This window comes from Salinicola sp. 4072 (assembly GCF_036663415.1).
Taxonomy (GTDB): Bacteria; Pseudomonadota; Gammaproteobacteria; order Pseudomonadales; family Halomonadaceae; genus Salinicola; species Salinicola salarius_A.
Genome location: NZ_JAXOVV010000012.1, coordinates 42,792 through 66,580 on the forward strand (window position 1 = coordinate 42,792; position 23,789 = coordinate 66,580).

The following is a 23,789-nucleotide window of genomic DNA, read 5'->3' on the forward strand; positions in this document are numbered from 1 at the left end:
TCCGGCCTGGCGTCATCACGCGGCCTCGGCCGTCACCGAGACCTGATAACCGGCGAACTTGCGCAGGTTGATGACGCCGGTATCGAGGATCATGTACTGCCCCTTGAGCCCCATCAGGGTGCCTTCGACCATCGGCGACTTGTCGAGATTGAACGAGACGATCTTGCGCGGCCATTCGAGCACGGGATAGTCGATCGTCAGTGGCAGCGCATCGTCGACCGTTCGAATGGCATCCTCGCCGACACGCTGGCGCAGCGCTGCCAGCCCCGGTGCGAGCCGGGCCAGCAGGCGGTCACGCTCGGCGGTCAGATCGAGCGGCTCGACCTCGCCCTTGAGCATCGCCCGCCAGTTGGTGCGATCGGAGACGTGCGACTTGAACAGCGTCTCCACCAACCCGGACTGCTGTCGCGTGTCGACATCGAGAATCGGCAGCGCCTGGATCGCCCCCTGGTCGAGCCAGCGCGTCGGCGTATTGGTGCCTCGCGTGATACCGACCTTGAGGCCCGAGGCGTTGGCCAGGTAAACGGTATGCGGGCGGAAGCAGTGGCGTTCGCCCCAGGCCGGATCGCGGCAGGTGCCCTGAAAGTAGTGACAGGTCTCCGGGCGCATCATGCAGAGATCGCAATGCGCCAGCGAGGAAAAGCAGGGGTAGCAATGCCCCTGACCGAAGCTCTTGCGCGTGGCGCGCCCGCATTCGACGCAGTGGATCTCGCCAGTATGGTGCAACCGGACACGCTGCCCCAGCCAGGCATTGAGCCCAACCCGCTGCTCGCCGGCCCGCAGGGTGTAGTCCGCCTGGCCGTTCTCTGCCGGCAACCGGATATCGAGCTTGCGGAGCTGGCCGCTGGCAAAGCGGCCGGACTCGCTCGCGACCTGCGCGGCCGGGATCAGTTGATCCATTTGACCGCGGCTTCCTCGGCGGAGGCGTGATTGCCGGAGGCGCATTCGTTGCGCTCGAGATAACCGACGCGCTGTTCCGCCGGCACCTCATGGATCATTTCGTACTTGATGACCGCTTCCAGACACAGCTCGGTCTGCTCGGTGGTCAAGCGGCGGCCGTCGGGCCATTTACGCAACTGAATGGCCTGCTTGAAATTCTCGTACATCTCTTGGGTCATCTGCGCGACCATGCGGTCGAAATTCATCTCGCTCACTTATTTTCTCCTGAAGAGCTTTCTCCTGAAGCGTCGTGCCCGGCGCCTCCCGATGCATTGCGGCTGGCGAACCAGCCCATGAACAGCCCGATCAGCAATCCGCCCAGATGCGCCTCGTTGGCGACGTTACCGAAGCCGAAGGCCCCGGCAAGATCGGTCATGGTAAAGACCATCCAGACCAGCATGAAGACCATCAGCATCTGGGGCACGAAGAAGCCGCTTTCCGGCCGGCGGCGAGACATCAGCCACACGTAGCCGAGCAGCGCATAATCCACCCCCGACATGCCCCCGAACAGCACGATGCCGGTGACGTACTGCGCCAGGTTGGAAGCCAGCATCGCGATTAGCACGATGAGGCCGAGCCGGCGCCATCCCTGGATCGCTTCGACCTGACGGCCGAAATACCATACCCACAGCATGTTGAAGATCAGGTGCATCCAGCCGAAGTGCAAAAGCGCCGGCGTGAACAGACGCCATATCTGGCCGCCGGCCAGGGTGTCGGAGACGAGATCCCCCGCCACCAGCCGCTGGCCGACGATGTCGAGCGGCACGATGGTGAAAGCGCGAACGATGGCATCGCCCGCGAAGATCATGGCCAGGAAGATCAGCACGCAGACGGCGATCAGCCCGGCCGAGAGCGGTGCCTGTCCGAACGCCTGGCGGGTGATACCGGGCCGACGCCGTGGTGCTCCGGTCGTGGAAGCGGTGTCCAGCTCCCCCCGGTGCCAGAGCTCGATCAGTCGCGCGGCCGCGTCTCTCTGATCGGGATCGGCAATCCACAGCACCTGCCGATTCTCCTGATGCGTGAAGCGATGGCCGATGTGGTGCGCCCAGAGCGCCTGCCTCAGAGGACGCGTATCCAGATCGCCAGGCAGTTCGAGGAGTTTGTACATGGAAGATGTCCGACCCGCTTACCGAGAGAATATCGAGAAGCCCGATGCTGAGACTCAGGCGCCGAGCCCAGCATGGACAGGGCGCTGAAGCCCAGCATGGAAATGTCATGGAGCGCGAACCCGTGACGGGTTCGAAATCGCCATTCTACAGGCACCGCGAAATTTTACAGACCCAACAAAGAAAAATCCGGCGGGAGGGCCGCCGGATAAGAGCAAGGGATCATTCAAGGGAACACTGACTTTGAGGGTCGTCAGTGGCAGGAGTTCCCACGCGCAGCGAAAAATTTCCCATTCTTTCCCTAATCCGTTTCATTTAGCGGTAAAAAAGCCGCCAAATCAGCCTCCTACGGCCAATGTAAAAAAATGCAATTTAACTGATATGCCGCAACGGTATCAGTCACGAATCCCTTCCTGTGACACGTCGACCCAGACGAAGCGATTGGCATCGAGCCGCGACTCCCCTTCCCAGCGATAAGCCACCAGCCGGCCGTACTTCACCGCGCTGTAATCGAGGCAGGCGATATTTGATCGCGGCAGCGCCGGTACGCCCTTGCACCAGTAGTGCCCCACGAACAGTGGCGGCGCCGATTCCGGGTAGTAGGTCAGCCGTTCCCGTTCACTGTCGTCCAGCGGACGGTCCTCGAGCCCCAGCGGCAGATTGTCGGGCTGGAATACCACATCCCCGTAGGTGCGCGGATTTCGGCACCAGAAATGGGTACGAAACGAGCGGCGCGTGAATCCATCCCCCGAACGAATCTCGACGCCGGGCGGCAGCGGCATCTGGGTGCCTCGGGTCAGGCGATCCAGCACGCGGTGCGCCAGGCTGCCATGCCGTGTCGATTCGACCAGGAAATCACGGTCGATTCGGGCATCGGGGCAACGCGCCAGAAAGTCGGCGATCAGCGGTTCGTCCCAGCAGGCATGCACCACCCGCAGGCCATCCAGATCGAGGCACAGCGGTAGCGTCATAAACCAGGAAAGGCAGGTTTCCCACTCCAGGGGGAAGTCGTGAAACTGCTCCAGCGTACGACCGATGATGCGATTGTTGCGCGGGGTATGATCCCGAAGCCATTCGCGCTCGCTGTCGCTCGGTGCCTCGTGACAGTAGGCCAACGCGTTGGCTTCATGGTTGCCCATCACGATATGCGCCTCGCCGGCGTCGACCATGCGTTTGGCAACGGAAACCGCCAGCCGGATGGTGGGCCCGCGATCGATCAGGTCACCCAGAAAGATGACCCGGCGGCGCGGGTGGCGAAACACCCCATCTTCTGCCCGGTATCCGAGCTTCTCCAGCAGCCTGACCAAGCTCTGGCCGCAGCCATGAACATCCCCGATCAGATCGTAGCCATCGACATCGCTTTCCTGCGCCATGTCAGTCTCCCAGCCTGCTGCTCCATCCCAGCTTGGAGCGGCAGGCTTCGAAGAAACTGTGCCCGCGTGGGTGAATCAGCGTCAGGCGCTCGGCGTGGCGACGGACGTAGAGGATGTCGTCAGGCTTGCAGACGACGCGAGTCTGGCCGTCGCAGCTGACATGGGGATAGGCCTGGTTGATATCGCCGATATGCACGCGAATCTCGCTGGCGGCATCGATCACGATCGGCCGGCTGGAGAGCGTATGCGGGAACATGGGCACCAGCGTGATCGCCTCCAGCCCCGGATGCACGATCGGACCGCCACCGGAGAGCGCGTAGGCCGTGGAGCCGGTGGGTGTCGCCATGATCAGGCCATCGGAGCGCTGCGAATAGACAAAGCGATCGTCGACGAAAAGCTCGAACTCGATCATCCGCGCCGCCTTGCCCGGATGCACGACCACATCGTTGAGACTGGTGCCGGAACCGATCAGACGCTCGCCACGATAGAGCTCCGCCTCGAGCAGAAATCGCCTTTCAGTGTCGTACTGCCCTTCCAGTACCTCGGCCACCTTCTGTTCGACCTCGTCGGGGGAAATATCGGTCAAAAAGCCCAGCCGCCCACGGTTGATGCCGAGTACCGGCGTCGCGCTATGACACAGGGCCCGAGCCGCGCCCAGCAGGCTGCCGTCGCCGCCCACCACGATCACCAGATCGCACAACGTGCCCAGCTCCCGGCGCCGGGCTTCCCTGTGGCCATGGCCGGAAAGCAGTGCGGCGGTACGATCCTCGATCACGATCTCGAGACCATGACGCTCGAGAAAGATCACCAGGCGCTTGAGCGTCTCGACCACCTTGTCGCTGCCCAGACGGCCAATCAGACCGATGGTGTTGAACGATTCCATACAACGTGACTCTCGCGGCGTGACGGTCGGCCATTATGCTGGCTGCGCTTGCTTTGCCGCAAACGGACCGCCGCGACGCTCAAAGTTTCCGTCAAAAAAATCAATCGTTTCCACGCTAACGTCCGAAAATATCCTACACTTTAGTCTGCCTGGTGTGTGGATTCCGCGCACACGTAACCACACCGCCGCCTGGCGACCCATCGCTACCACGTCGAAAGTGGATTCCGCGCACACGTAACCACACCCGACTGTTTCGACACTATCAATTGGCCTGATGCAACATCAGAACGATGCAGAAACAGCCGCCAGGTGCACCAATCGATCTCATCAGGAGACAACGACCTCATGTCCCAATCTCGATCATTCAGGGCGGGCATCATAGTGCTGCTGGTGGCCTCGCTTGCCGGGCTCGCCGTATCGCTTTATGCCTATTTCACTCCGCTGACCGGCGTCGATGGTACGCTTGGCGCCCTCGTCGTCATCCTCACGTCGATTGCGCTGGTCATCATGACGCTGGTGTTGGCTCCGCTTTCCTGCCGCAGCGGACGCGTGGCGCTGCGAGTGTTGATCCTGCTGGATCTCGTCGGCACCGGTTTCGCCGGGCTATTGCTGCATCAGTGGTGGCTGACGGCCGCCATGGTGGTTGGCCTGATCGGCCTGCTGCTGGACATGGCCAGTCCAGCTGCTTCCAAGTCACCAGCCCATTCATGAGGAGCCGATTCATGCCAACTTCCTTGCCCCAAATGCCCGTGCCTGCACTGAAACTCACCGCACAGCGGTTGGGGACCGCCACGGCACTGGCGCTACTGCTCGCCCCGGTCCCGCTGTTCGCCCAGGATCAGCCAGCCGACGCCAGCCAGACATCGGGCCAGAGCGACGCTCAGTCGTCGTCCGACTCCCTGAGCTCTGATTCCCAAAGTCCTGACTCCCAGAGTTCTGACTCCCAGAGTTCTGACTCCCAGAGTTCTGGGTCACAGAACGTCAGCGTCGCGGGCTCGAGCGACCAGGAGAATGCCAACCGGCCGCCGATTCCGCTGGTGCCGGAGAAGCCGACCTGGGACAGCTTCCACGGTCAGCTCAACGCTCAGAAGTACAGCCCGCTCGACCAGATCACGGCGGATAACGTCGGCGAACTGGAGAAAGTCTGGGAGTACCACACCGGCGATATCTCCGACGGCTCCGGCGACATCCCGGCGACGGTATGGTCGGCGACCCCGGTCTTCGCCAACGACACGATCTACATCGGTACGCCCTTCTATCGTCTGATTGCGCTGGACCCGGGCACCGGCGAAGAGAAGTGGAGCTTCGACACGAAATCCTCGCGCGAGGCGTTGACCCAGCCGGTGCTGAAGAACCGCGGCGTCTCCTACTGGGAAGCCGAAAATCCGGTCGCCGGCGAACCGTGCCAGAAGATCGTCTACATGGGCACCATGGACGCGCAGCTGTTCGCGCTGGATGCCGATACCGGCGAACTCTGCAAGGGCTTCGCCGACAACGGCGTGCTCAACGTCAACCAGTGGAACGACACCCACGCCGAGTGGCCGCTTTCCGTGCTCCAGCCACCGACCGTGGTCGGCGACCATCTGATGCTCGGCTGGGCCGGCATGGACTGGGCCTACGAACAGGCGCCGCCGGGAACGATCTTCTCGCTCGACGCCCAGACCGGCGATCTCGAATGGACGTTCCAGGCGCTTTCCGACGAGATGCGCGAGAAGAGCGGTACCGCCAACGTCTGGACGCACATGTCCGCCGACCGCGAGAACGGCCTGCTCTACCTGCCGGTCTCCTCGCCGTCACCGAACTACTGGGGCGGCAACCGCACCGAAGAGGCGCCGCTGGCAACCTCGACCACTGCGCTCGATATCGAGACCGGTGAAGTCGTGTGGTCCCGCCAGTGGGTTCACCACGATATCTGGGACTACGACATCAACTCCGCCCCGACGCTGATGGACATCACTGTCGACGGCGAGCAGATCCCGGCGCTGGTTCAGGCGACCAAGCAGGGCTTCCTGTTCGTGGTCAACCGTCTGACCGGCGAAGATGTCTGGCCGATCGAGGAGCGTCCGGTACCGCAGGGCGACGGCACCGTCGAGGGTGAAGTCTATGCACCGACGCAGCCCTTCCCGACCAAACCGGCGCCATTGCTGGATCAGTCCGAGAAACCCAAGATCTGGGGCCTCGCCGATGCCGTGGGCGGCGGCCAGTGCTCGCGCCTGTGGGACGATCTCTGGTACGAAGGCATGTACACGCCGCCGACCACCAAAGGCGAAGGTGCGCTGACCTACCCGGACAGCTCGGGCGGCGTGCAGTGGGGTGGCGTGGCGTTCGATCCCGAAAGCCAGACCGCCATCGTCAACACCTCGCATATCGTGCAGTACGTCAAGCTGTACAACCGTGAAGACTACGAAGAGGCCGATAGCGGCTCCGGCAACGAAAGTGGTTTCGCCCCCCAGAAAGGTGCGCCCTATGGCATGCGCCTGAAAGTGGCGATGAACTGGCTCGGCATGCCGTGCTGGGAACCGCCTTTCGGTGAACTGGTGGCGATCGACATGCATACCGGTGACGTGAAATGGCGTAAGCCGGTCGGCGCCTCTCAGCAGTACGGCTTCTTCATGCCCGAGAGGTGGGGCTCGCCGACCATCGGTGGTCCGGCCGTGACCGCGGGTGGTGTCGTGTTCATCGGCGCATCGATGGATGCCAAGCTGCGTGCCTACTCGCTCGAGACCGGTGAAGAGCTGTGGGAAGACCAGGCCCAGGCGCCTGCCGTCGCCAATCCCTCGGTCTACGAGTACAAAGGCCGCCAGTACGTCGCTTTCGTGGCCGGCGGCAACACGATCCTCAAGGATCAGGTCGGCGATCAGGTCGTGGTGTACGCACTGCCGGAAGAGTGATCGCCTAGCCCGATAACCGACGGGCAGCTGCGATCATGATCGCATTGACGGGGTGGGCCTTGGCTCACCCCGTTTTTCGTTGCGAATGGCTGATCCCGTTCCAGTCATCCAAAAAACAGAACACCTCACGCCTTTCATTCGATCACGCTCTCTCTGGATACTCGGTGGATGACCTCACCACCAACAACAAAGAGGTAAAGATCGATGCCCCTCTCCCAACTGCTCAACTGGCGGCTGCACCTGCTGGTCGTCGTGCTGTCACTGCTCAGCGAATGGGTCGGCATTCTCAAGATTCCGCTCGGGCCCGGCACGCTGCTCCTGCTGCCGCTGTTCTACGCCTTCGTTCTCGGCGTACTGCTCAATCCGCACCTGTTCTCCGGGACGAAGCGATTTCTCCCCGAGAGCCTCAGCCAGGCAGCGACCCCGCTGATCCTGATCTCGATCATGCCGTTCATCGCGCGCTTCGGCTCGACCATTGGCCCCGCCATCGATCAGATCATCAGCGCCGGCCCTGCCCTGATCCTGCAGGAGCTGGGCAACCTCGGCACCATGCTGGTCGCGTTGCCGGTAGCGGTATTGGTGCTCAAGATGGGGCGGGAGGCGATCGGTGCCACCTATTCGATCGCCCGCGAACCCAACATCGCGATCATCTCCGACAAGTACGGCCTCAAGGGGCCGGAGGGGATCGGCGTCATGGGCGTGTATGTCGTCGGTACCATGTTCGGCACGCTATGGTTCGCGCTGATGGCCGGCTATCTGGCCTCGCTGGACTGGTTCGATCCGCGGGCACTGGCGATGGCCTGCGGCGTGGGCAGCGGCAGCATGGTCGCGGCGTGTTCCGGCGCGCTGGCCGGGGCAGCGCCCGATCTCGCGGATGACCTGCTCGCCTTCGCCGGTGCCAGCAACCTGCTGACCTACGCTACCGGGCTCTATGTCTCGCTGTTCATCGCGCTGCCCATGGCTGAATGGCTGTATCGTCGCCTGGGTGGGCGCAGTCGTGCGACGAGTTCGGTCGGCGCCATGGCCGCCAATGGCAATGATGCCGATTTCCCCAGTGAAGAACGCCCCGAGGCCCATCTCGGCAAGACCGCCGCGGTACTGGCCATGGCCTGCGTGGTCGGCTGGATCGCCAACACCATCAACGGCGCCTCGCTGATCGACGCCCTGCCGGGCATGATCATTCTCTACGTCATGACCCTGATCGGCCTGGTGATCACGCGGGCGGCCCCGTTCTATCTGCCCGGCGTCGCCTGGGTATCGCTGGTCAGTATCGTCATGACGTTGCCGTTCTTCCCCGGCAGCGGATGGATCGTCGACCAGCTCGCCGCGGTCAACTTTCTCGCCATCGTCACGCCGGTGCTCGCCTACGCCGGTCTGGCGCTCAGCCGTCGCGAATTCACGATGTTCCGCCAGACCGGCTGGAAGCTGATCATCATTTCGTTGCTGGTATTCACCGGCACCTATGTCGGTTCGGCGGTCGTGGCCCAGGTACTGCTATAAATCAAGCGCTGCTGTAAATCAGGTGCTGCTGTAAACCAGACACTGCTGTAAACGTCCTTTCATCGGCGCGCTCGGCCTATTCCACCTCTGCAAGCCCAACCTATGCAGAGCGCGCCACTCGATGATCCGAGTAGATCATGAGCCATTGCCGGAGGAGATCATGAATCAACCCGCTGTCTATCCCGATCCTGAAACATTGACCGAATGGCGCCGCGATTTCCATCGTCATCCGGAGATCGCCTTCGAGGAGACCCGCACCAGCCAACGTATCGTCAAGATTCTGCGCGAACACGGCCTTGATCCGGTCACCGGCCTGGGCGGCGGCACCGGCGTCGTTGTCACCATCGAGGGGAACCGAGGCCCGGGCCGTGCCATCGGGCTGCGTGCCGATATCGATGCCCTGCCGATCGAGGAACTCAACGATATCGACTACCGCTCGTCGATACCGGGTCGCATGCATGCGTGCGGCCACGACGGCCACACCACGATGCTGCTGGGCGCTGCCTGCGCACTGGCGAAAGCTCCGGACTTCGCCGGCCGGGTTCACTGTATCTTCCAGCCCGCCGAAGAGAGCGAAGGCGGCGGCCGCGTGATGGTCGAGGAAGGCCTGTTCGAGCGCTTCCCGATGGATGCGGTCTACGGCCTGCACAACTGGCCAGGGCTCGCCGTCGGCGAGGCGGCGGTGCACGACGGCCCGGTCATGGCCGCCTTCGACGTCTTCACCCTGCGCCTGACGGGGCAAGGCTGTCACGCGGCCATGCCGCATCTGGGTACGGACGTGGTGCTCGCCGCCTGCCAGCTGGCAAACCAGTTGCAGGGGCTGATCAGCCGGGAGACGCCGCCGCACCAGTCCGCCGTGCTCAGCATTACCCAGTTCCATGCCGGCGATGCCTACAACGTCATCCCCGAGACGGTCGAGCTGCGCGGCACCGTGCGCTGCTTCGATGCGGCACTCAAGGCCAAGCTGAAGCAGCGCTTTCGCGACGCCGTTGATGCCACCGCGCAGTTTCATGGTCTCAAGGCCGAATTTGATTATCAGGCACGCTATCCGGCGACGATCAATACTCCCCAGCATGCCGCGCGCTGTGCCGAAGTGCTCGAGACGCTCACGGGTATCGGCAAGGTCCACCGTGACATGGCGCCCAGCATGGGATCGGAGGATTTCGCCTTCATGCTGGAGCAGTGCCCGGGGGCCTACATCTGGCTCGGCAACGGCGACAGCGCAGCACTGCACAACCCGGCCTATGACTTCAACGACGCCATCGCCCCGTTCGGCGTTGCCTACTGGCAGGCGCTAGTGCAGAAACTGCTGAACGAGTGACGACGGCGTCGGTTTCGGTTTCGGTTTCGGTTTCGCCATACCGAAGCAATTCATTCCAGAGCGATTCATTCCAAGAACAATCCAGGAGAGCTTCATGAAAATCACCGTCATTGGCCTTGGCCAGATGGGCGGCAACATGGCGCTGACGCTTCACGGCGCCGGCTTCGACGTCACCGGCAGCGATGTGTTCGAAGCGGCGCGCCAGCGCCTCGCCGAGCAGGGTCTTGCCACCGTGAACCCTGAATCCCTGCCGGCCAGCGATGTGTACCTTCTGTCACTGCCCACCTCTGAACATGTGCGTGAAGTCATCGAAAGGTCACCCGGGCTGCTCGAACTGGCCCCCAAGGGCAGCGTCATCGTCGACTCCTCCACCAGCGATCCGGTGGTCAGCCGCGAACTCGCCGCCAAGGTGATCGATGCCGGTCTCGAATGGCTGGATGCGCCGGTTAGTGGCGGCCCCAGGGGGGCCGCGAACGGCCAGCTCGGCATGCTGCTCGGCGGCGACATGGCAACAATCGAGCGCCTCATGCCGATGCTGGAAGCGATGTCCGCCAAGCGCACTCATGTGGGCGGGCCGGGTAGCGGTCACGTCGTCAAGCTGGCCAACAACTATCTCTGCGCCACCAACCTGATCGCCACCGCCGAAGCGGTGACCCTTGCCGCCAGGGCCGGCGTCGACCCGGCGGCCTGTCTGGCCGGTCTCAACAGCGGCTCGGGCCGCAGTGCCGTCAGCGAAGTCAATTTCCCTGAGTGGATTCTCTCCGGGCGCTTCGATTCCGGCTTCACCAGCGGCCTGATGCGCAAGGACCTGCGCCTGGCGCGCGATGCCGCCAGTGGCCTTGAGCTCGATCTTGAACTGCTGCAGCGTGTCGTCGAAGGTTGGCATGCTGATTCGACGCGACCTGCTGACGGCGATGATTTCAACCACATCACCTCACCGATCCTGGCCCAGGCCGGCATCGATTTCGTCCAATCCTCTGCCAGCGACGAGGAGATCTCCGCATGAATGCACTGGATATCCAGGCACGGCAGACGTTGAGCGATCTCCTGACCCAATTCGGCTTGTCGCCGGAAGCCGGAGGGCTGCCCTGCTCCAACTGGATCGATGGCGATCTGGTCGCCGGCCGGGGCGAGGCCATCGCGCTGACGAATCCGGCTACCGGCGGCGAACTGATCACCTACCGCGATGCCGGCGCCGACCTGCTGGACCAGGCTGTCGAAGCCGCCTCGCGCGCTCAGGTCGAATGGATGGCGCTGACTGCCAGCGAACGCGGCCGCCGCATGAACGCTGCCATTCGTCGCCTGGAGGGCCATGAAGAGGCGCTCGCCCAGCTCGAGAGCGTGGTCGCCGGCAAGCCGATCCGCGACTGCCGCGGCGAGGTCGGCAAGGTTCGCGAAATGTTCGAGTACTACGCCGGCTGGTGCGACAAGCAGCACGGCGAGGTCATCCCGGTGCCCACCTCGCACCTCAACTACGTGCGCCACGTGCCGTTCGGCGTGGTCGGTCAGATCACGCCGTGGAACGCGCCCATGTTCACCTGTGCCTGGCAGCTGGCACCGGCGATCGCCGCGGGCAACGGCGTGGTACTCAAGCCATCGGAGCTGACGCCGTTCTCCTCGGTCGTCATCGCCCGCCTGCTCGAATCCGGCGGCCTGCCGCAAGGCCTGATCAACATCGTCAACGGCCTCGGCCCGACCACCGGTGCGGCACTAACCGGCCACGACGGTATCAGCAAGCTAGTGTTCGTCGGCTCTCCCGACAGCGGCCGCCTGATCGCCGAAGCTGGCGCCCGTCGGCTGGTCCCCAGCGTGCTCGAGCTCGGAGGCAAATCGGCCAATATCATCTTCGACGATGCCCGGCTCGACGATGCCGTGGCGGGTGCGCAGGCGGCAGTTTTCGCCGCAGCCGGGCAGAGCTGCGTGGCCGGGTCGCGGCTGCTGATCCAGCGGAATGTTTTCGACGCCGTGGTCGAACGCGTCGGCCGCGCCGCCAGCCAGATCACCGTCGGCCTGCCGGCAGACGAAGCCACCCGCATGGGCCCACTGCAGAATGTGCGCCAGTTCGAGCACGTCACCGGCATGATCGAGCGCGCCAGGGCCGCTGGCGCTCGCGTTGTCACCGGCGGTACGCGCCCCTTGGGCTTGCCGGAAGGCGCCGACGGCTACTATCTCGCGCCGACGGTCATCGCCGATGTCGATGCCTCGATGGAGATCGCCTGCGAGGAAGTCTTCGGCCCGGTCGTGGTCGCCATGCCGTTCGATGACGAAGCCGACGCCATTCGTCTCGCCAATGGCACCCGCTTCGGACTCGCCGGCGCGGTATGGACGCAGGACCCGGCCAAGGCGCATCGTGTCGCCGGCCAACTGCGCGCCGGCACCGTCTGGATCAACAGCTACAAGGCGATCAACGTGATGTCGCCCTTCGGTGGCTTCCGCGATAGCGGCTTTGGCCGCTCCAGCGGCCTCGACGGTCTGCGTGAGTACACCGTACCGCAGAGCGTCTGGGTCGAGACCGGCGTCGAAGCCAGCGTCGCCATGGGCTACGGCAGCGGCCACGAATAATCGGTTCCGGGCGGCCTCGGTCGCCCGCCTGCCCCGAATTCGTTGGAACGAGGCAGGCATCCTGCTCGATTCGCACCCATTGAGGTGGCGCGGGTAGCGATTCCCCGGCAGCATACAGGGTGAACCCGACCGCCAAGGCAGGAACTCCCGTGCAGCCATCCGATCTGTGCTATCTCAATAACGCCTCCGTCGGTCTGCAAAGCCCGGCGGTTTCGGCACGTCTAGGAGAGTGGCTGGAAGCGGAGATGGCGGCCTACCCGCGCCAGCGTCTCGAAAGTGCGATCTGGGACCTGCCGACAACGAGAACCCGGGCCGCCACCCTGATCGGCGCTCCCGAACCTCAGGTCGCTTTCGGCACGAGCACGTCCCAGCTCATGGCCCAGGTGGTCGGTAATCTGAATCTCGCCGGCCGGCGTCTACTGATCGCACCCGGCGAGTGGGCCTCTAATATCGTCTTGCTGCGACGCCTTAGCGACGAGTCGCCACGCAACATCGAGCTGCTGGCGACCGATGCCGACGGTCAGTTCGATCCCGTGGCGATCGCGGGTCAGATCGGCGAGGACGTGGCGGCGATTCTGACGCCGCTGGTGACCAGTATCGAAGGCCGTCGCTACGATGTCGAAGCGTTGGGGAATCTGCCTCGACCATCACACTGCCCGCTGATCGTGGATGCTGCCCAGGGCTTGGGTCAGACTGAAGTCGATGTGCGCCGGCTCGGCTGCGACGTACTGGTCGCCACCACTCGCAAGTGGCTCCGTGGCCCCCGCGGCATGGCGCTGCTCTACGTCAGCCAGCCGGCAGTGGCCATGATGCATCCCAACCCGGCGCCGGAACTGGCGGGATTGCGGCTGGACCGGGAAACCCAGCGTTTTCTCGACCTCCCCCAGGCGCGGCGCTTCGATGCCTCGGACGTCTCGATCATGAATCAGGTCGCGCTGACAGCGGCGATCAACGAACTGCAGCAGATCACGCTGGAGGCGTTGCGCGAACATCTGACGACGCTGACCGAGCGGGTCTACGAGCTGGCCCGCGAACGAGGGTTTCGGCCGCTGCTGCAACGGCCGGAAAGCGGCATCGCCACGATCCACCTGCCGGACGCTGCACCGTTACAGATTCACCAGAAGCTCGATGCGGCCGGCATCGTTGCCAAGGTATGCGATACCGCCGCCGAACCCTTGAACGTCAGGTTGCCGACCGCCGGCGCCCTGGTGCGGATCTCGCCGCATTGGCACAACACGAAGGAAGACATCGACCGCGCCATGGCGGCGCTGAGGTGAGAAAACCGAAGGCTTATCCCGTACCCTGCCTTCAGGAATTCCGATATTGGGCAATACTGCAGACAACCACACCACGGATGAAAGGCTCATGAGCTTCGGCATCGATCACCCCTTACTGGCGGTCAATCATCTCGATCACGCCGCCCAGGCGGCGAGAGATCTCGGCTTCAACGTCAATTCGCGCCACCGGCACCCCTGGGGCACAGACAACCATCTGCTGTTCTTCAGCAACAACTTCATCGAGCTGATCGGCATCGGTCGCCCGGAATGCCTGGACTATCAGGACGACAACGGTTTCCAGTTTGGTCGTCTGATCGAGGCGCGCCTGATCACGGTGGGTGACGGCATCGCCATGGTGGCGCTCGACAGCGACAGCATCCAGCGCGATCACGCTCTGGTGGCGGCACGGGGATTTTCCGAGGCGTGCCCGATCATCTTCCGCCGCATGGCGCATCTGCCCGGCGGCCGCAACGAGGAAGTGAGCGTGGCGCTGGACATGCTGCACGATCCGGAACGTCCCTTTCTGACCCAGTTCCTCTGCCAGCAACTGCGCCCCGAGCTGTTTCGTGTCGATCCGACGCAGGAAGCTCATGCCAATACCGCAACCTCGATCGCCGATGTCTGGTACGTCAGCGACGACCCGGCTTACGACATCGAGCACTTCCGGCGCATTCACGGCGACAGCTCGGTCCGCGGCAGCGACACCGCCTGGACCATCCATACCCACAAGGGCGATTGTCACCTGCTCGATCGCCAGACACTGGCGGCGACCTTCCCGACCCTCGGCGATATCGAACCGGAACCGCCGCGCGCCGTGGCGCTTACGCTTACCTGCCGAGACCTGGATGCGGCGATCGCCTGCTGGGACAGCCAGGGCATCGACTACCACCGTCACAGCGAGACCCAGGCCGACATCGCGTCCGGCGTACTGGGGACGCTACTCCGCTTCGAGCAACGTTAGATACGACCCGAACGACGCCGACACCGGGCAGTCAAGGATCGCCGGGCGAGCGGAATGCCTGCATCCAGGCGCTCAGATGACGCAGCAGCTTGAGACTGGCCTCAGGCTGACGCCGACCCACCCGAGTGATCATGTGCGCCTGGGAGTTCTGGAAAAGCATCGAGGCAACGGGAACGGCGACGACACTCCCTTCGGCCAGTTCACGAGCGACGGCAAAGCGCGGCAGTAGCGTGATCCCCATTCCCGCCACCACGGCGCGGCGCAGCACCGCCATCGAGTTGGTTTCCACGGCGACTTGCGGACGCAGCCCCGCTTGCACGAAGGCCTGATCCACCAGCCGACGAACACCATGCCCGGTGTTCCACAGCGCCATGGGCATCTCGCCGAGCCGTTGCAGCGAGACCGGATGCGCCTCCCGCGCCAGGGGGTGATCGACGGGGCAGATCGCCAGCAGCGGCTGCCCGCTGGAGGCCCAGAAGCGGATCTGCGGATGCACTCGCTCATGGAACATCAGCCCGATATGCGCCCGATCCTCGACCACGGACTCGATGATCTCGTCGGTGCCGGCCTGCTCGATGTCGAGACGTATCCCGCGGTAGCGCTCGGCGAAGGCTCTTAGCGGCGCATCGATCAGGTCGTCGATAAAGCCCTCGCCCACGACCAGCGAGATCGTACCGGTTTCCAGGCGCTGATAGGCCTCCAGCCGCGTGATGAAATCGTCGTCCAGCTCCCCTCGCCTGCGGCAATAATCCAGTGCCATTTCACCGACGGGCGTGGGCCTGATCCCTCGCGGCGTGCGCTCGAGCAATGGCGCCCCGAAGGCCGATTCCAGCAGCGCAATCTGTCGGCTGACTGCCGAGGGGGCGATATCGAGCCTTGCCGCCGCCTTGCGCAACGAGCCGGATTCGACCGTGACGCGAAAGTAGACCAGGCGCTGGTGCGGAATATCCATGGATGATGACCGGGAGCGGGAACTGTTGCCTCGATTAGTCCACTAACTCGCATGGACGTCAACGGACCCGACTCGCCATTTGCCGGCTCGACTTTTGCCACCGGATGCTGGCAATGTTGCTCGGTCATGTCCGAAAACGCGCGGCGACGTCGTTCGTTCGGTTCGTTCATACGGCTCCCTCGCCGCCGGGCGCCGGTTTTCCCAATCAGGAGTCGACTCATGTTCATCGCCATGAACCGCTTTCGCGTCAATCCGGAACGCACCGAGGAGTTCGAGACGCTGTGGCTGGAGCGCGAAACGCATCTTCAGGGGCTGCCCGGGTTCGTCGAATTCCACATGTTGCGCGGTCCGGCGGAGGAAGATCACGTTCTCTACGCCTCCCATACCCTCTGGCGCACCCGCCAGCATTTCGAGGCGTGGACGCACTCGGAGGCCTTCCGTGCCGCCCACGCCAACGCCGGCCAGAGCCGCCGCGAGGGTCTCTATCTCGGGCCGCCCAAGTTCGAAGGCTTCGAGGTCATCCAGACGATCGGCAGCGATGATCAGGCCATCTGATCGATATCGGCGCCTGACGGGAGCTCTCTTGCTGACGGGTCTGCTATTGCAAGGCGCGTCGGCACTGGCCGAACCGCCACTGACGAAAGCCGAGATCGCCCGCCAGAAAGCCGAGCAGCTCGAACAGCGCGTCGTCGAGACGGACAAGATCGAACCGGCCCCGGACGCGGCACGACTGACACCAGCGGGCACGGAGGCGGTCGACCCTCGCGGCCTGGCACCGCTCGACGACGCCATTACCTGCCTGGCGAGATCGATCTACTGGGAAGCCAAGGGCACCGATCAGCGCGAGATGCAGGCGGTAGCCAACGTGATCATGAACCGGCTGGGAAATCCGGAATTTCCATCGAGCCTGTGCGACATCGTCCAGCAAGGCTCGGAGACCGGGCAGTGCCAGTTCTCGTGGTGGTGCGATGGCCGCCCCGACGAAGCCACCGAGCCCGAGCAATACGCGGCGGCAAGAGACGTGGCGCGCCGTGCGCTCAACGGTACCCTTCCCGACATCACCCACGGCGCGCTGTTCTTCCATCACCGCAGCATCTCACCGGGCTGGATGGCTACCCTGGAGCGGACGGCGCGGACACGCGAATTCAACTTCTACCGCGAGCCCGAATGATGGAATGCCGTCGATGACGAGACCGCGGAGTACCGAAGGCGTACAGCGTCATGCCGGCCAATGCACGACCCCACGGAGCCTCCCTCTTGCTCGATGCCTTCGTCCCTCTCGATGACGCGCTGCGGGAAGATCTGGCATCGCTTCGTCAGCCTTGGGTCCGCGATATCGCCTGGCTGCTGCATGCGCCAGACATGGCGACGCTGGACTATGTCGGCCGGCCCACCTTGGCCGAGCTCGGGTTGGAGGAACCGCGACGAAGGCGCACCTGGCTGCGTCAGCAAGAGGATCAAGGGGAGCGCTTCCAGCAAAGGCGCCTGGCACGCCGATCACAGCGTCTGGGTATCTATCACGAAACGCTATGGCAATGGATTCTGGATCACGCACCGCGCACCCGGCTTCTGGCCCATAACGTGGCGCTGCGCGAGAATAGGCAGACCCTTGGCGAGCTCGACCTGCTCTACGCTTCCGGGTGGGCCGAGGGCTCGGTGACGGAAGCGAATCGAGGTTGCCACGATCCACAGACCTTCCATGCCGAGCTGGCGATCAAGTTTTTTCTCGGCCTGCCCCAAGGTCCGGGCGACGACCGAAATGCCGCGCGCTGGATCGGCATCGGCAGCTTCGACTCACTGGCCATCAAATGCCATCGCCTGGCGTCTCATCAGCTCCCCGGGGGCCGATCCCCGGCAGCCGATCGCGAGCGCCAGGCCCTGGACGCCACCGGCACGCTGCAACAGCGCATCATCATGCCGGGATGTCTCTACCACCCGTGGAATCAGCACCTGCCTTTGCCAAGGCTTGCCAATGCCGGGGCCGAACAGGGCCTGTGGTGTCACTGGCAAGCCTGGCCTTCACTGATCCGGTTGCTACCGGAAGGGACTCGCGGCCATCGGCTGGCCAAGCCTCACTGGCTTGCGCCGCCCGCGACCGAACCGATGCCGCTGGCGATGCTGGACCATGAACTGGCCCACTCTTTCAGCGCTCCCGGCAGGCCCGCGCATCTGCTGCTGATCCTTCCGGATGATCGGCGATGCCGGCTCTTCGTGGTCAGGGACGACTGGCCGCTGGCGTTGCCGCTACCACCCCGGAGCGCTTCGCCCAGCGCACATTGAGCCACAGCGAACCGGCCAGGATCACGGCACCGATCCCCAGGCGTGCCAGGTCGGCGTCCCGGTTCCAGATCATCAGGTTGACGACCAATCCGGCGGGAATCAGGGCGTTGTTCATGATCGCCAGCGTGCCGGCATCGACGCGGCAGGCCCCCTTGTTCCAGAGGAAATAACCTAGCCCCGAGGCGACGAGACCCAGCCACCCCAGAACGCCCCACTGCAGCGGCGTCGTGGGCAACTTCGCCGAGTCGCCCAGCAGCCAGAATGCCGGTATGGCAACGCAGAGCGCGCCCAGATAGAACCAGCCGAACAGGTGGCGATGCGCCACGCCATCGGGCAGGCTGCGTGCCAGGTGCCGATACGCGACCTGCCCCAGCGCAAAGCTCAGGTTGGCGCCCTGCACGACCAGGAACCCCAGCCAGTAATCGTTCGTGACGCCGTCATACCGGATGACGGCCGCGCCCACCACGGCCAACGCTGCCACCACCAGGTAGCGTGGCGAAAAGCGCCGCGCCAGCAGGTCATCGACAAGCGTGATATAAAGCGGCGTGAAAATGGTAAACAGCAGCACTTCCGGCACGGTAAGCAAGAGGAAGGACTGGTAGAAGAAAAGGTACATCACGCCAAGCTGGAGACTGCCGATGGCCATCAAGCCGAGGCGGGAAGACCAGCGCAGGGCAGCGGGACGCAGAAACGGCAGGAAAATCGCGGTCGCGAGCAAAATTCGCGCCATGACGGCGAAGTAGCTGTCGACCTGGCCGGAGAGATAGACACCGATCAGACTGAACGAAAAAGCCCACAACGCCGTGACACCGACGAGATACGACATGAATGGTCAACCTTATGAAAACGACAAGTTGACAGCCATTATACGGCTAGAGTCGCTGTTGCCCAACCTCTCGCGCTTCGTGTTCAGCGCGCAATCGGGCCAGGCCTCGGCGGTAGGCTGGAATGGCCGTGGCGAAGGCAGGATCGATGTGACTCGGGAGAACCACAGCGTGCGCTTCTTCGAATCGGGCACCTTCACCCTGGATGGCCAGACCCGCAGCGTACCCATGCGCAACGTCTACCGCTGGGATATCCACCCGGATCGAATTGCGCTTTCCCACGAGCGCCGTGGTGCTGCCGATGCCGTCTCGCTCTTCGACCTGGTCGTCGAAAACGATGACACCCTGGTCAGCGCAGAGGTACATCAGTGTGCTGCCGATGCCTATAGCGCCAGACTGACGTTAATGGAGGACGGGATCGATCTCGCGTGGCGCATCGTCGGGCCGCGCAAGGACGAACAAATTCTCTACCACTATCGAACCCGCTGAAACGACATCGGCTTCCCGAAGGAAGCCGATGAACGAGTCGCTGCGCAGCCTCAGCGCGTCGCAATGATCCAGATCGCGTGGATGATGCCCGGTATGTACCCCAGCAACGTCAACACGACGTTGATCCAGAATTGCAGCCCCAGCCCCACCTGCAGGAATACCCCTACCGGCGGCAGAATGATGGCGAAGATGATGCGAATGATGTCCATATGGCCTCCTTTGCTCGAAACGACATCGTTTGTGCTCGACAATCCGTTGCAGTACTTCGATAAATCCAGTACTTCGATAAATCCAGTACTTCGATAAATCCAGTACTTCGAGAAACCGAAACCTTTGGATTCTCAAAGTAGACGAGATGACGACATCCCGTTGAAAAATCTTGATTCACCCGGTCACAGCATAGCGTTCTTTCGCCTCCAACGCTGCCGACCTGGGCGCTCTTCTCACTCGTGATCGTCTTCCGGGGCCTCGCGAGACGAGCGACGCGAGCTGACCTTGGCGCTGATCGAGCGGGACTCGGAAGCCAGCGCCTCATGATGGCGCTCCCAGTCCTCCCAGTCATGAGGCGTGCCGCTGCGAGGGCCATGCTCCATGGCCTCTCTGGCTCGGGCCCAGGCCTTCTCCTCGAGCGACTGCGGCTTTTCCTCTTCCTTGTCGAGCGCGATTCCCTTTTTGGCAAGATAATCTTGAGCATTCATGGTCAGATCCTCCTGGCCGCCACGTCGGATCCACGCACAACGCGTGAATCCATAATGACGAGAGATGGCGACGACCTCGCCCTACTTCAAGCCGACAACGACATCCCCTAGTGACAACGGCGCCAACAGCGCCATAAGGAATGGATTCCTCCCGTCAGATCGGGTTTATGAACTATAGTGAAGGTGCGTGACACTGTAGGTGGTTGCCGTGTCCACCTCCTATCGTGTTCGGTATCGTCATCTTCGACGCTGTCGTTCTCTATATCACCGTAGTTCTCTTAATCACGTAGATCTCTAGCAAAAGGACCTTGTCATGAGAAAGAATCTGATCACTGCCTCCTTGACTGCCATGCTACTGATGGGCGCAGCAGGCCACGCGCTCGCGCAGAGCGAGGCGATGGAGGAAGCCTACGAAGCCAATGAAGAACCTTTGACCGAAGGTAGCGGTGTCACCGAATCCAGCGGCGAGCAGTCGGATGCGGCGTCGGGCCATAGCCAGGCCACGGAAGAGTCTCTGAACGCCGTCGAGTCCGAGACGGACGAAACGACCGACGTTCCCGATTCCGACCAGCTCGATGATATCAACGCCGAAGGTCAAAGCGACGCGGCCGGTGACGCCATCGAGAGCCAGTGACCCTGCGGGGCGAGCCAAAGGGGCCTCGGCCCCTTTTCGATGTCAACGGTGTCGCATCAGCAGGATAGCTGCCAAGATTGACGCCATCATCAAGACAGAACGCGGTCAAGACAGGGAGATTCCGTGAACTCATTCGTCGTGCGTCATTCCGACATCAACGAAACGCAACAAGCTCCTGAATGGCTGGTCGTCGACAGCCGCTATGACGAAAGCGGCGATGACCGCTGGATCCATTCCCGCCATGCGTTTTCGGAGGAGGCCGAGATGGAGGCCGAACGCCTCAACGGTAATGACACGTCACCCATCGGGAGCGTCGATTGAGCCAGGCTCCCGCAGATGGGATCCTGCAACAACGCACCGGTGTTTCGACCACTCCGAATCAGGAGGATGACATGAAGAAGATGATCGGCGCGGCCATCGCCAGCTGGCTAAGAAAGCCGGAGAACCGGGAAAAAGCCAAACGCACGGCCAAACAAGCCTATGACAAGTACCAACAGCGTAAAAACGGTCCGAAACCCGGCTCGGATCGTAATCCCCGCTAAAGCTCCTCGCAGGATCGTGGCGGCTGTGGCGTCTCGCGAACAACCGCCACCCTGCCTTAGGCCACCGCCTCACCGCTCAATTTCATGACACGCTCTCTAATCGATGCTATCTAGCCTCTCTTCGACTCTGTTTCCAGGAGTCAGTGACCTCAGCAGCGCCGTATGAGTTCTTCCAAATAAGCCAAATAACAAGGCCAAGCTCCTTGATTGGGCCTCGAGAAGCCGTCCATCGAAGACAATACTGAATAAGTTTGTCTGATAGTCATATAAAGCCTAAATTTTCTTGGCCTCCTGCCGTTTATATATCAATGCGTAATAGGAGATATTGCGTATCGCAAATGGCTGACAATGAGGTCGTAATGAGGATGATGGTGAAGGATCGAGTGGAGCCTCTCATAAAAAAAAGGATAACCTCTGATAAGAAAAGTCTGGCAGCTCTCGCCGAACAACACGGGATGCCTCTAGGCACACTCAAGACGCGGGTAAAGAAATTGACCGACCAAGGCTTTGATAGAGACAAGGCCATTCGCCTGGCGCTCAAAAATCCGATAGGACCGCAAGGCCGCCCCAGGCATGAATGACAGGAAGTGACCGACAACGCCACTCCTGGAGAGTGGCGTTATTGATCTTGATCACCGCTCACGAGTCAATGTTTACTTTTTCGTCGTATCGCTGCCCGGAAGCGATCTATCGACTTTGTCTGCAACCTCTTCCTTGACGAAAGCCTCCTCTCGCTTCTGCATGTCACTGGTAAAGTCCGATCTCTTACCAACGACGGCACCGCAGGACGTACAACGAACCTCCTGATCCGGTGCATCGCCAGAGGGAACATCAAGCGTTTCGTTACCACATTTCGGGCATTTGGTAAGGGCTTCTGCCATGAGGACGTCTCCTTTTTCTGAGCTGTCCTCATCAGCGTAGCGGATCTACTGTAGATTCGCGTTGCCTCGTCTGCCATCCGGCGCCTAAGCTGGGCCAAGCGGAGCAAAAGATCACGATTGTTCTTTATAAACAATCATTTATAAGCAATAAGATAAGGTGACGGATAAACAAGGATGGAGCGGGTGAAGGGAATCGAACCCTCGTCTTAAGCTTGGGAAGCTTCTGCTCTACCATTGAGCTACACCCGCAACGGTTTTGATAGTAAATCCAACCACTTAGACTTGCAAGCTTCTCCATGCCAGTAGTGATACCCAGGATGGGCTCTCCCCATCAGACAAGAGAAAGCCCGACCGATCATCGCTGGCCGGCCGGGCTTTCGATCAGCACACGCCTAACTTGCTGAAAGTCGCGGACTGCTCTGTACCGCTTCCATGGCTCCGTCTTCCTTCACGGGTTCCTCTACCGCCATCCTTGAAAGAAAGTAAAGGCGATCTATCCAATAGATCGCTTCAATGCCGCTATCCCTGAATGCGGCTGTTACCGCTATTCTTCAATCTATCCGCTTCAGTTATGGATGACTTTACCCGGCCAATAAGCTTCGTTGCCAACCCATGAGCCCGTTAAACCCCGCTCACCCAAAATAAATTATCCTGTGTTAAATAACATATCTAATTTAGAGGTAACTTTTGTACCGACAAATCCGAATAGTCGAAAGCGCCGTCTGGGCTAAATTTTCTGGCCAGCTGGCTGACGACTGAAAAAAATGGAGGTCAGTTCCTGGTATAAAAACCCCCGACCGAAGTCGGGGGGAGCCCAAGGATCTACAACGGACCAAAATCATAGCGCCACGGCTTGGAAGTAAATAGATCTAAGATCTGATTTTCGTGTAAGAGATTGCCGACAATGCAAGTTGGTTTATGAGTATATGGATGTCGGAAATCCCCTCCTTAACCCTTTGGCCGCGATTACGACACGACATCACGCACTCGCTCCCAGGCATGTTCGAGGTGTTCGCTCAGCGCATTAACCAGCGCTGGCGCATTTCTCCCCTCGAGGGCCTTGATCATCGACTCATGCTCGGCGACCGCCGCCGCCCACTTTTCCCGCCCTTCGTGTCCGATGAACCGTACGCGCTTGAGCTTTGATTGCAGCGAGGCATGAACCTGAATCAGCGACTCGTTATGACTCAACGCCGCGATGGCAGAGTGGATACGCTGATTGGTCTTGTAGTAATCGAGCCGATTTTCCTCCCGATAGTAATCCAGCATGTCGTCGTGAAGCTTTCGCACCTCGGCGATCTCCTCGTCGCTCGCTTCGATACAGGCCAGGCGCCCCGCCAGCTCCTCGAGCGCGCGAATCAACACGAGCATGTCTTGAATGTCCTTGGCCGAAAAGCGGCGAACCGAGGCGCCACGCTGTGGTGTCAGCTCAACCAGGCCCTCGCTGGCCAGATAGCGCAGCGCTTCCCGCAGGGGGGTCCGCGATACGCCAAGACGCTCGCACAACGGGCCTTCGTAGATGCGCTTACCCGGTTCAAGCTCCCCCTCGATGATCATGTCACGAAGGTGGCTGGTAATCGCATCATGAAGCGAATGCCGGGCAATCGCGGATCGAGGCGATGACGTGGCGGACACGGTTGTCTTCTTCATGAATGTCAGACCAGTAGTTGAAATTG

26 protein-coding genes and 1 tRNA gene are annotated in these 23,789 nt (G+C 61.9%); 15 read left to right on the forward strand and 12 right to left on the reverse strand.

All coding sequences use genetic code 11. From position 1 onward, the window contains the following. Positions 1–15 precede the first annotated feature (15 nt). The 5 genes from R3F72_RS09940 to R3F72_RS09960 all read right to left on the reverse strand — a co-directional run bounded on the left by R3F72_RS09940 (position 16) and on the right by R3F72_RS09960 (position 4,301). Positions 16–900, reverse strand: coding sequence for a DUF2797 domain-containing protein (locus R3F72_RS09940; protein WP_332779557.1), 885 nt, complete (start codon positions 898–900; stop codon positions 16–18). Next, on the reverse strand, positions 888–1,154 hold the full coding sequence (locus tag R3F72_RS09945) for a YeaC family protein (RefSeq protein WP_087718907.1): 267 nt from the start codon (positions 1,152–1,154) through the stop codon (positions 888–890). Before R3F72_RS09945 ends, R3F72_RS09940 begins: the two co-directional genes overlap by 13 nt. After that, positions 1,151–2,047, reverse strand: coding sequence for a rhomboid family intramembrane serine protease (locus R3F72_RS09950; RefSeq protein WP_303852993.1), 897 nt, complete (start codon positions 2,045–2,047; stop codon positions 1,151–1,153). Before R3F72_RS09950 ends, R3F72_RS09945 begins: the two co-directional genes overlap by 4 nt. A gap of 393 nt (positions 2,048–2,440) precedes the next feature. Beyond that, entirely contained in the window at positions 2,441–3,418 is a 978-nt protein-coding gene (locus R3F72_RS09955) for a metallophosphoesterase (protein WP_332779558.1), read from the reverse strand. A gap of 1 nt (position 3,419) precedes the next feature. Continuing rightward, positions 3,420–4,301 carry an NAD(+) kinase gene (locus R3F72_RS09960; RefSeq protein WP_071232087.1) on the reverse strand — a complete coding sequence of 294 codons (882 nt, stop codon included), beginning with the start codon at positions 4,299–4,301 and terminating at the stop codon, positions 3,420–3,422. Positions 4,302–4,646: 345 nt separating this feature from the next. On the opposite strand from R3F72_RS09960, the gene R3F72_RS09965 reads away from it, so the two are divergent. From R3F72_RS09965 to R3F72_RS10000, 8 genes are all read left to right on the forward strand, one after another. Further along, positions 4,647–5,012, forward strand: coding sequence for a hypothetical protein (locus tag R3F72_RS09965; RefSeq protein WP_303852991.1), 366 nt, complete (start codon positions 4,647–4,649; stop codon positions 5,010–5,012). Between the two features lie 11 nt (positions 5,013–5,023). After that, the gene (locus R3F72_RS09970; protein ID WP_332779559.1) at positions 5,024–7,192 is read left to right on the forward strand and encodes a pyrroloquinoline quinone-dependent dehydrogenase; all 2,169 of its coding nucleotides are present in this window, start codon (positions 5,024–5,026) and stop codon (positions 7,190–7,192) included. A gap of 204 nt (positions 7,193–7,396) precedes the next feature. Further along, positions 7,397–8,692 carry a DUF3100 domain-containing protein gene (locus R3F72_RS09975; protein ID WP_087718901.1) on the forward strand — a complete coding sequence of 432 codons (1,296 nt, stop codon included), beginning with the start codon at positions 7,397–7,399 and terminating at the stop codon, positions 8,690–8,692. A gap of 160 nt (positions 8,693–8,852) precedes the next feature. Further along, positions 8,853–10,013, forward strand: coding sequence for a M20 aminoacylase family protein (locus tag R3F72_RS09980; RefSeq protein WP_087718900.1), 1,161 nt, complete (start codon positions 8,853–8,855; stop codon positions 10,011–10,013). Between the two features lie 94 nt (positions 10,014–10,107). After that, a complete protein-coding gene (locus tag R3F72_RS09985; protein ID WP_087718899.1) occupies positions 10,108–11,019 on the forward strand; it encodes an NAD(P)-dependent oxidoreductase in 912 nt (303 codons plus the stop codon). Continuing rightward, positions 11,016–12,575, forward strand: coding sequence for an aldehyde dehydrogenase family protein (locus R3F72_RS09990; RefSeq protein WP_087718898.1), 1,560 nt, complete (start codon positions 11,016–11,018; stop codon positions 12,573–12,575). The genes R3F72_RS09985 and R3F72_RS09990 overlap by 4 nt, the downstream gene beginning before the upstream one ends. A 149-nt stretch (positions 12,576–12,724) precedes the next feature. After that, positions 12,725–13,852, forward strand: coding sequence for an aminotransferase class V-fold PLP-dependent enzyme (locus R3F72_RS09995; RefSeq protein WP_087718897.1), 1,128 nt, complete (start codon positions 12,725–12,727; stop codon positions 13,850–13,852). A gap of 88 nt (positions 13,853–13,940) precedes the next feature. Then, the gene (locus R3F72_RS10000; protein WP_087718896.1) at positions 13,941–14,813 is read left to right on the forward strand and encodes a VOC family protein; all 873 of its coding nucleotides are present in this window, start codon (positions 13,941–13,943) and stop codon (positions 14,811–14,813) included. Between the two features lie 31 nt (positions 14,814–14,844). Here R3F72_RS10000 and R3F72_RS10005 read toward each other — a convergent pair whose 3' ends face one another. Then, positions 14,845–15,765 (reverse strand): LysR family transcriptional regulator, encoded by a 921-nt coding sequence (locus R3F72_RS10005; RefSeq protein WP_087718895.1) that lies wholly within the window; start codon positions 15,763–15,765, stop codon positions 14,845–14,847. Positions 15,766–15,984: 219 nt separating this feature from the next. On the opposite strand from R3F72_RS10005, the gene R3F72_RS10010 reads away from it, so the two are divergent. The 3 genes from R3F72_RS10010 (at position 15,985) to R3F72_RS10020 (ending at position 18,045) form a co-directional block, all read left to right on the forward strand. Continuing rightward, positions 15,985–16,320 (forward strand): antibiotic biosynthesis monooxygenase family protein, encoded by a 336-nt coding sequence (locus tag R3F72_RS10010; RefSeq protein WP_087718894.1) that lies wholly within the window; start codon positions 15,985–15,987, stop codon positions 16,318–16,320. 28 nt (positions 16,321–16,348) lie between these two features. After that, positions 16,349–16,936 (forward strand): cell wall hydrolase, encoded by a 588-nt coding sequence (locus R3F72_RS10015; protein WP_256961191.1) that lies wholly within the window; start codon positions 16,349–16,351, stop codon positions 16,934–16,936. 86 nt (positions 16,937–17,022) lie between these two features. Continuing rightward, positions 17,023–18,045, forward strand: a complete 1,023-nt coding sequence (locus tag R3F72_RS10020; protein WP_303852981.1) for a DUF1853 family protein — start codon at positions 17,023–17,025, stop codon at positions 18,043–18,045. On the opposite strand, the gene R3F72_RS10025 is transcribed toward R3F72_RS10020, so the two are convergent. Continuing rightward, a complete protein-coding gene (locus tag R3F72_RS10025; RefSeq protein WP_303852980.1) occupies positions 17,981–18,871 on the reverse strand; it encodes an EamA family transporter in 891 nt (296 codons plus the stop codon). The genes R3F72_RS10020 and R3F72_RS10025 overlap by 65 nt on opposite strands. Between R3F72_RS10025 and R3F72_RS10030 the strand changes: the two genes are divergently transcribed. Beyond that, on the forward strand, positions 18,870–19,358 hold the full coding sequence (locus R3F72_RS10030) for a DUF6314 family protein (RefSeq protein ID WP_332779560.1): 489 nt from the start codon (positions 18,870–18,872) through the stop codon (positions 19,356–19,358). The two genes, R3F72_RS10025 and R3F72_RS10030, sit on opposite strands and share 2 nt — an antisense overlap. Positions 19,359–19,408: 50 nt before the next feature. On the opposite strand, the gene R3F72_RS10035 is transcribed toward R3F72_RS10030, so the two are convergent. Together R3F72_RS10035 and R3F72_RS10040 are read right to left on the reverse strand one after the other, a co-directional pair. Continuing rightward, positions 19,409–19,567: a YqaE/Pmp3 family membrane protein gene (locus R3F72_RS10035; RefSeq protein ID WP_071232076.1), complete on the reverse strand. Its 159-nt coding sequence runs from the start codon at positions 19,565–19,567 to the stop codon at positions 19,409–19,411. A gap of 234 nt (positions 19,568–19,801) precedes the next feature. Then, positions 19,802–20,056, reverse strand: a complete 255-nt coding sequence (locus R3F72_RS10040) for a hypothetical protein (protein ID WP_087718889.1) — start codon at positions 20,054–20,056, stop codon at positions 19,802–19,804. Positions 20,057–20,369: 313 nt separating this feature from the next. Between R3F72_RS10040 and R3F72_RS10045 the strand changes: the two genes are divergently transcribed. The 3 genes from R3F72_RS10045 (at position 20,370) to R3F72_RS10055 (ending at position 21,232) form a co-directional block, all read left to right on the forward strand. Beyond that, positions 20,370–20,690 carry a hypothetical protein gene (locus tag R3F72_RS10045; RefSeq protein WP_087718888.1) on the forward strand — a complete coding sequence of 107 codons (321 nt, stop codon included), beginning with the start codon at positions 20,370–20,372 and terminating at the stop codon, positions 20,688–20,690. A 123-nt stretch (positions 20,691–20,813) separates the two neighbouring features. Next, positions 20,814–21,011 (forward strand): hypothetical protein, encoded by a 198-nt coding sequence (locus R3F72_RS10050; protein WP_087718887.1) that lies wholly within the window; start codon positions 20,814–20,816, stop codon positions 21,009–21,011. Positions 21,012–21,082: 71 nt separating this feature from the next. Then, positions 21,083–21,232: a hypothetical protein gene (locus tag R3F72_RS10055; protein ID WP_179208873.1), complete on the forward strand. Its 150-nt coding sequence runs from the start codon at positions 21,083–21,085 to the stop codon at positions 21,230–21,232. A 653-nt stretch (positions 21,233–21,885) separates the two neighbouring features. Here R3F72_RS10055 and R3F72_RS10060 read toward each other — a convergent pair. From R3F72_RS10060 to R3F72_RS10070, 3 genes are all read right to left on the reverse strand, one after another. Next, positions 21,886–22,113, reverse strand: a complete 228-nt coding sequence (locus R3F72_RS10060; RefSeq protein WP_087718885.1) for a hypothetical protein — start codon at positions 22,111–22,113, stop codon at positions 21,886–21,888. 175 nt (positions 22,114–22,288) lie between these two features. After that, positions 22,289–22,362 (reverse strand) — tRNA-Gly (locus R3F72_RS10065). A 717-nt stretch (positions 22,363–23,079) separates the two neighbouring features. After that, the gene (locus R3F72_RS10070; protein ID WP_087718884.1) at positions 23,080–23,763 is read right to left on the reverse strand and encodes a GntR family transcriptional regulator; all 684 of its coding nucleotides are present in this window, start codon (positions 23,761–23,763) and stop codon (positions 23,080–23,082) included. Positions 23,764–23,789: the final 26 nt, after the last annotated feature.

Bases quoted from the DNA above. Each gene is read 5' to 3' on its own strand.
- R3F72_RS09940 (WP_332779557.1), bottom strand. From the start codon at position 900: ATGGATCAACTGATCCCGGCCGCGCAGGTCGCGAGCGAGTCCGGCCGC.
- R3F72_RS09950 (WP_303852993.1), bottom strand. From the start codon at position 2,047: ATGTACAAACTCCTCGAACTGCCTGGCGATCTGGATACGCGTCCTCTG.
- R3F72_RS09955 (WP_332779558.1), bottom strand. From the start codon at position 3,418: ATGGCGCAGGAAAGCGATGTCGATGGCTACGATCTGATCGGGGATGTT.
- R3F72_RS09960 (WP_071232087.1), bottom strand. From the start codon at position 4,301: ATGGAATCGTTCAACACCATCGGTCTGATTGGCCGTCTGGGCAGCGAC.
- R3F72_RS09965 (WP_303852991.1), top strand. From the start codon at position 4,647: ATGTCCCAATCTCGATCATTCAGGGCGGGCATCATAGTGCTGCTGGTG.
- R3F72_RS09970 (WP_332779559.1), top strand. From the start codon at position 5,024: ATGCCAACTTCCTTGCCCCAAATGCCCGTGCCTGCACTGAAACTCACC.
- R3F72_RS09975 (WP_087718901.1), top strand. From the start codon at position 7,397: ATGCCCCTCTCCCAACTGCTCAACTGGCGGCTGCACCTGCTGGTCGTC.
- R3F72_RS09980 (WP_087718900.1), top strand. From the start codon at position 8,853: ATGAATCAACCCGCTGTCTATCCCGATCCTGAAACATTGACCGAATGG.
- R3F72_RS09985 (WP_087718899.1), top strand. From the start codon at position 10,108: ATGAAAATCACCGTCATTGGCCTTGGCCAGATGGGCGGCAACATGGCG.
- R3F72_RS09990 (WP_087718898.1), top strand. From the start codon at position 11,016: ATGAATGCACTGGATATCCAGGCACGGCAGACGTTGAGCGATCTCCTG.
- R3F72_RS10000 (WP_087718896.1), top strand. From the start codon at position 13,941: ATGAGCTTCGGCATCGATCACCCCTTACTGGCGGTCAATCATCTCGAT.
- R3F72_RS10005 (WP_087718895.1), bottom strand. From the start codon at position 15,765: ATGGATATTCCGCACCAGCGCCTGGTCTACTTTCGCGTCACGGTCGAA.
- R3F72_RS10010 (WP_087718894.1), top strand. From the start codon at position 15,985: ATGTTCATCGCCATGAACCGCTTTCGCGTCAATCCGGAACGCACCGAG.
- R3F72_RS10030 (WP_332779560.1), top strand. From the start codon at position 18,870: ATGAATGGTCAACCTTATGAAAACGACAAGTTGACAGCCATTATACGG.
- R3F72_RS10025 (WP_303852980.1), bottom strand. From the start codon at position 18,871: ATGTCGTATCTCGTCGGTGTCACGGCGTTGTGGGCTTTTTCGTTCAGT.
- R3F72_RS10035 (WP_071232076.1), bottom strand. From the start codon at position 19,567: ATGGACATCATTCGCATCATCTTCGCCATCATTCTGCCGCCGGTAGGG.
- R3F72_RS10040 (WP_087718889.1), bottom strand. From the start codon at position 20,056: ATGAATGCTCAAGATTATCTTGCCAAAAAGGGAATCGCGCTCGACAAG.
- R3F72_RS10045 (WP_087718888.1), top strand. From the start codon at position 20,370: ATGAGAAAGAATCTGATCACTGCCTCCTTGACTGCCATGCTACTGATG.
- R3F72_RS10055 (WP_179208873.1), top strand. From the start codon at position 21,083: ATGAAGAAGATGATCGGCGCGGCCATCGCCAGCTGGCTAAGAAAGCCG.
- R3F72_RS10060 (WP_087718885.1), bottom strand. From the start codon at position 22,113: ATGGCAGAAGCCCTTACCAAATGCCCGAAATGTGGTAACGAAACGCTT.
- R3F72_RS10070 (WP_087718884.1), bottom strand. From the start codon at position 23,763: ATGAAGAAGACAACCGTGTCCGCCACGTCATCGCCTCGATCCGCGATT.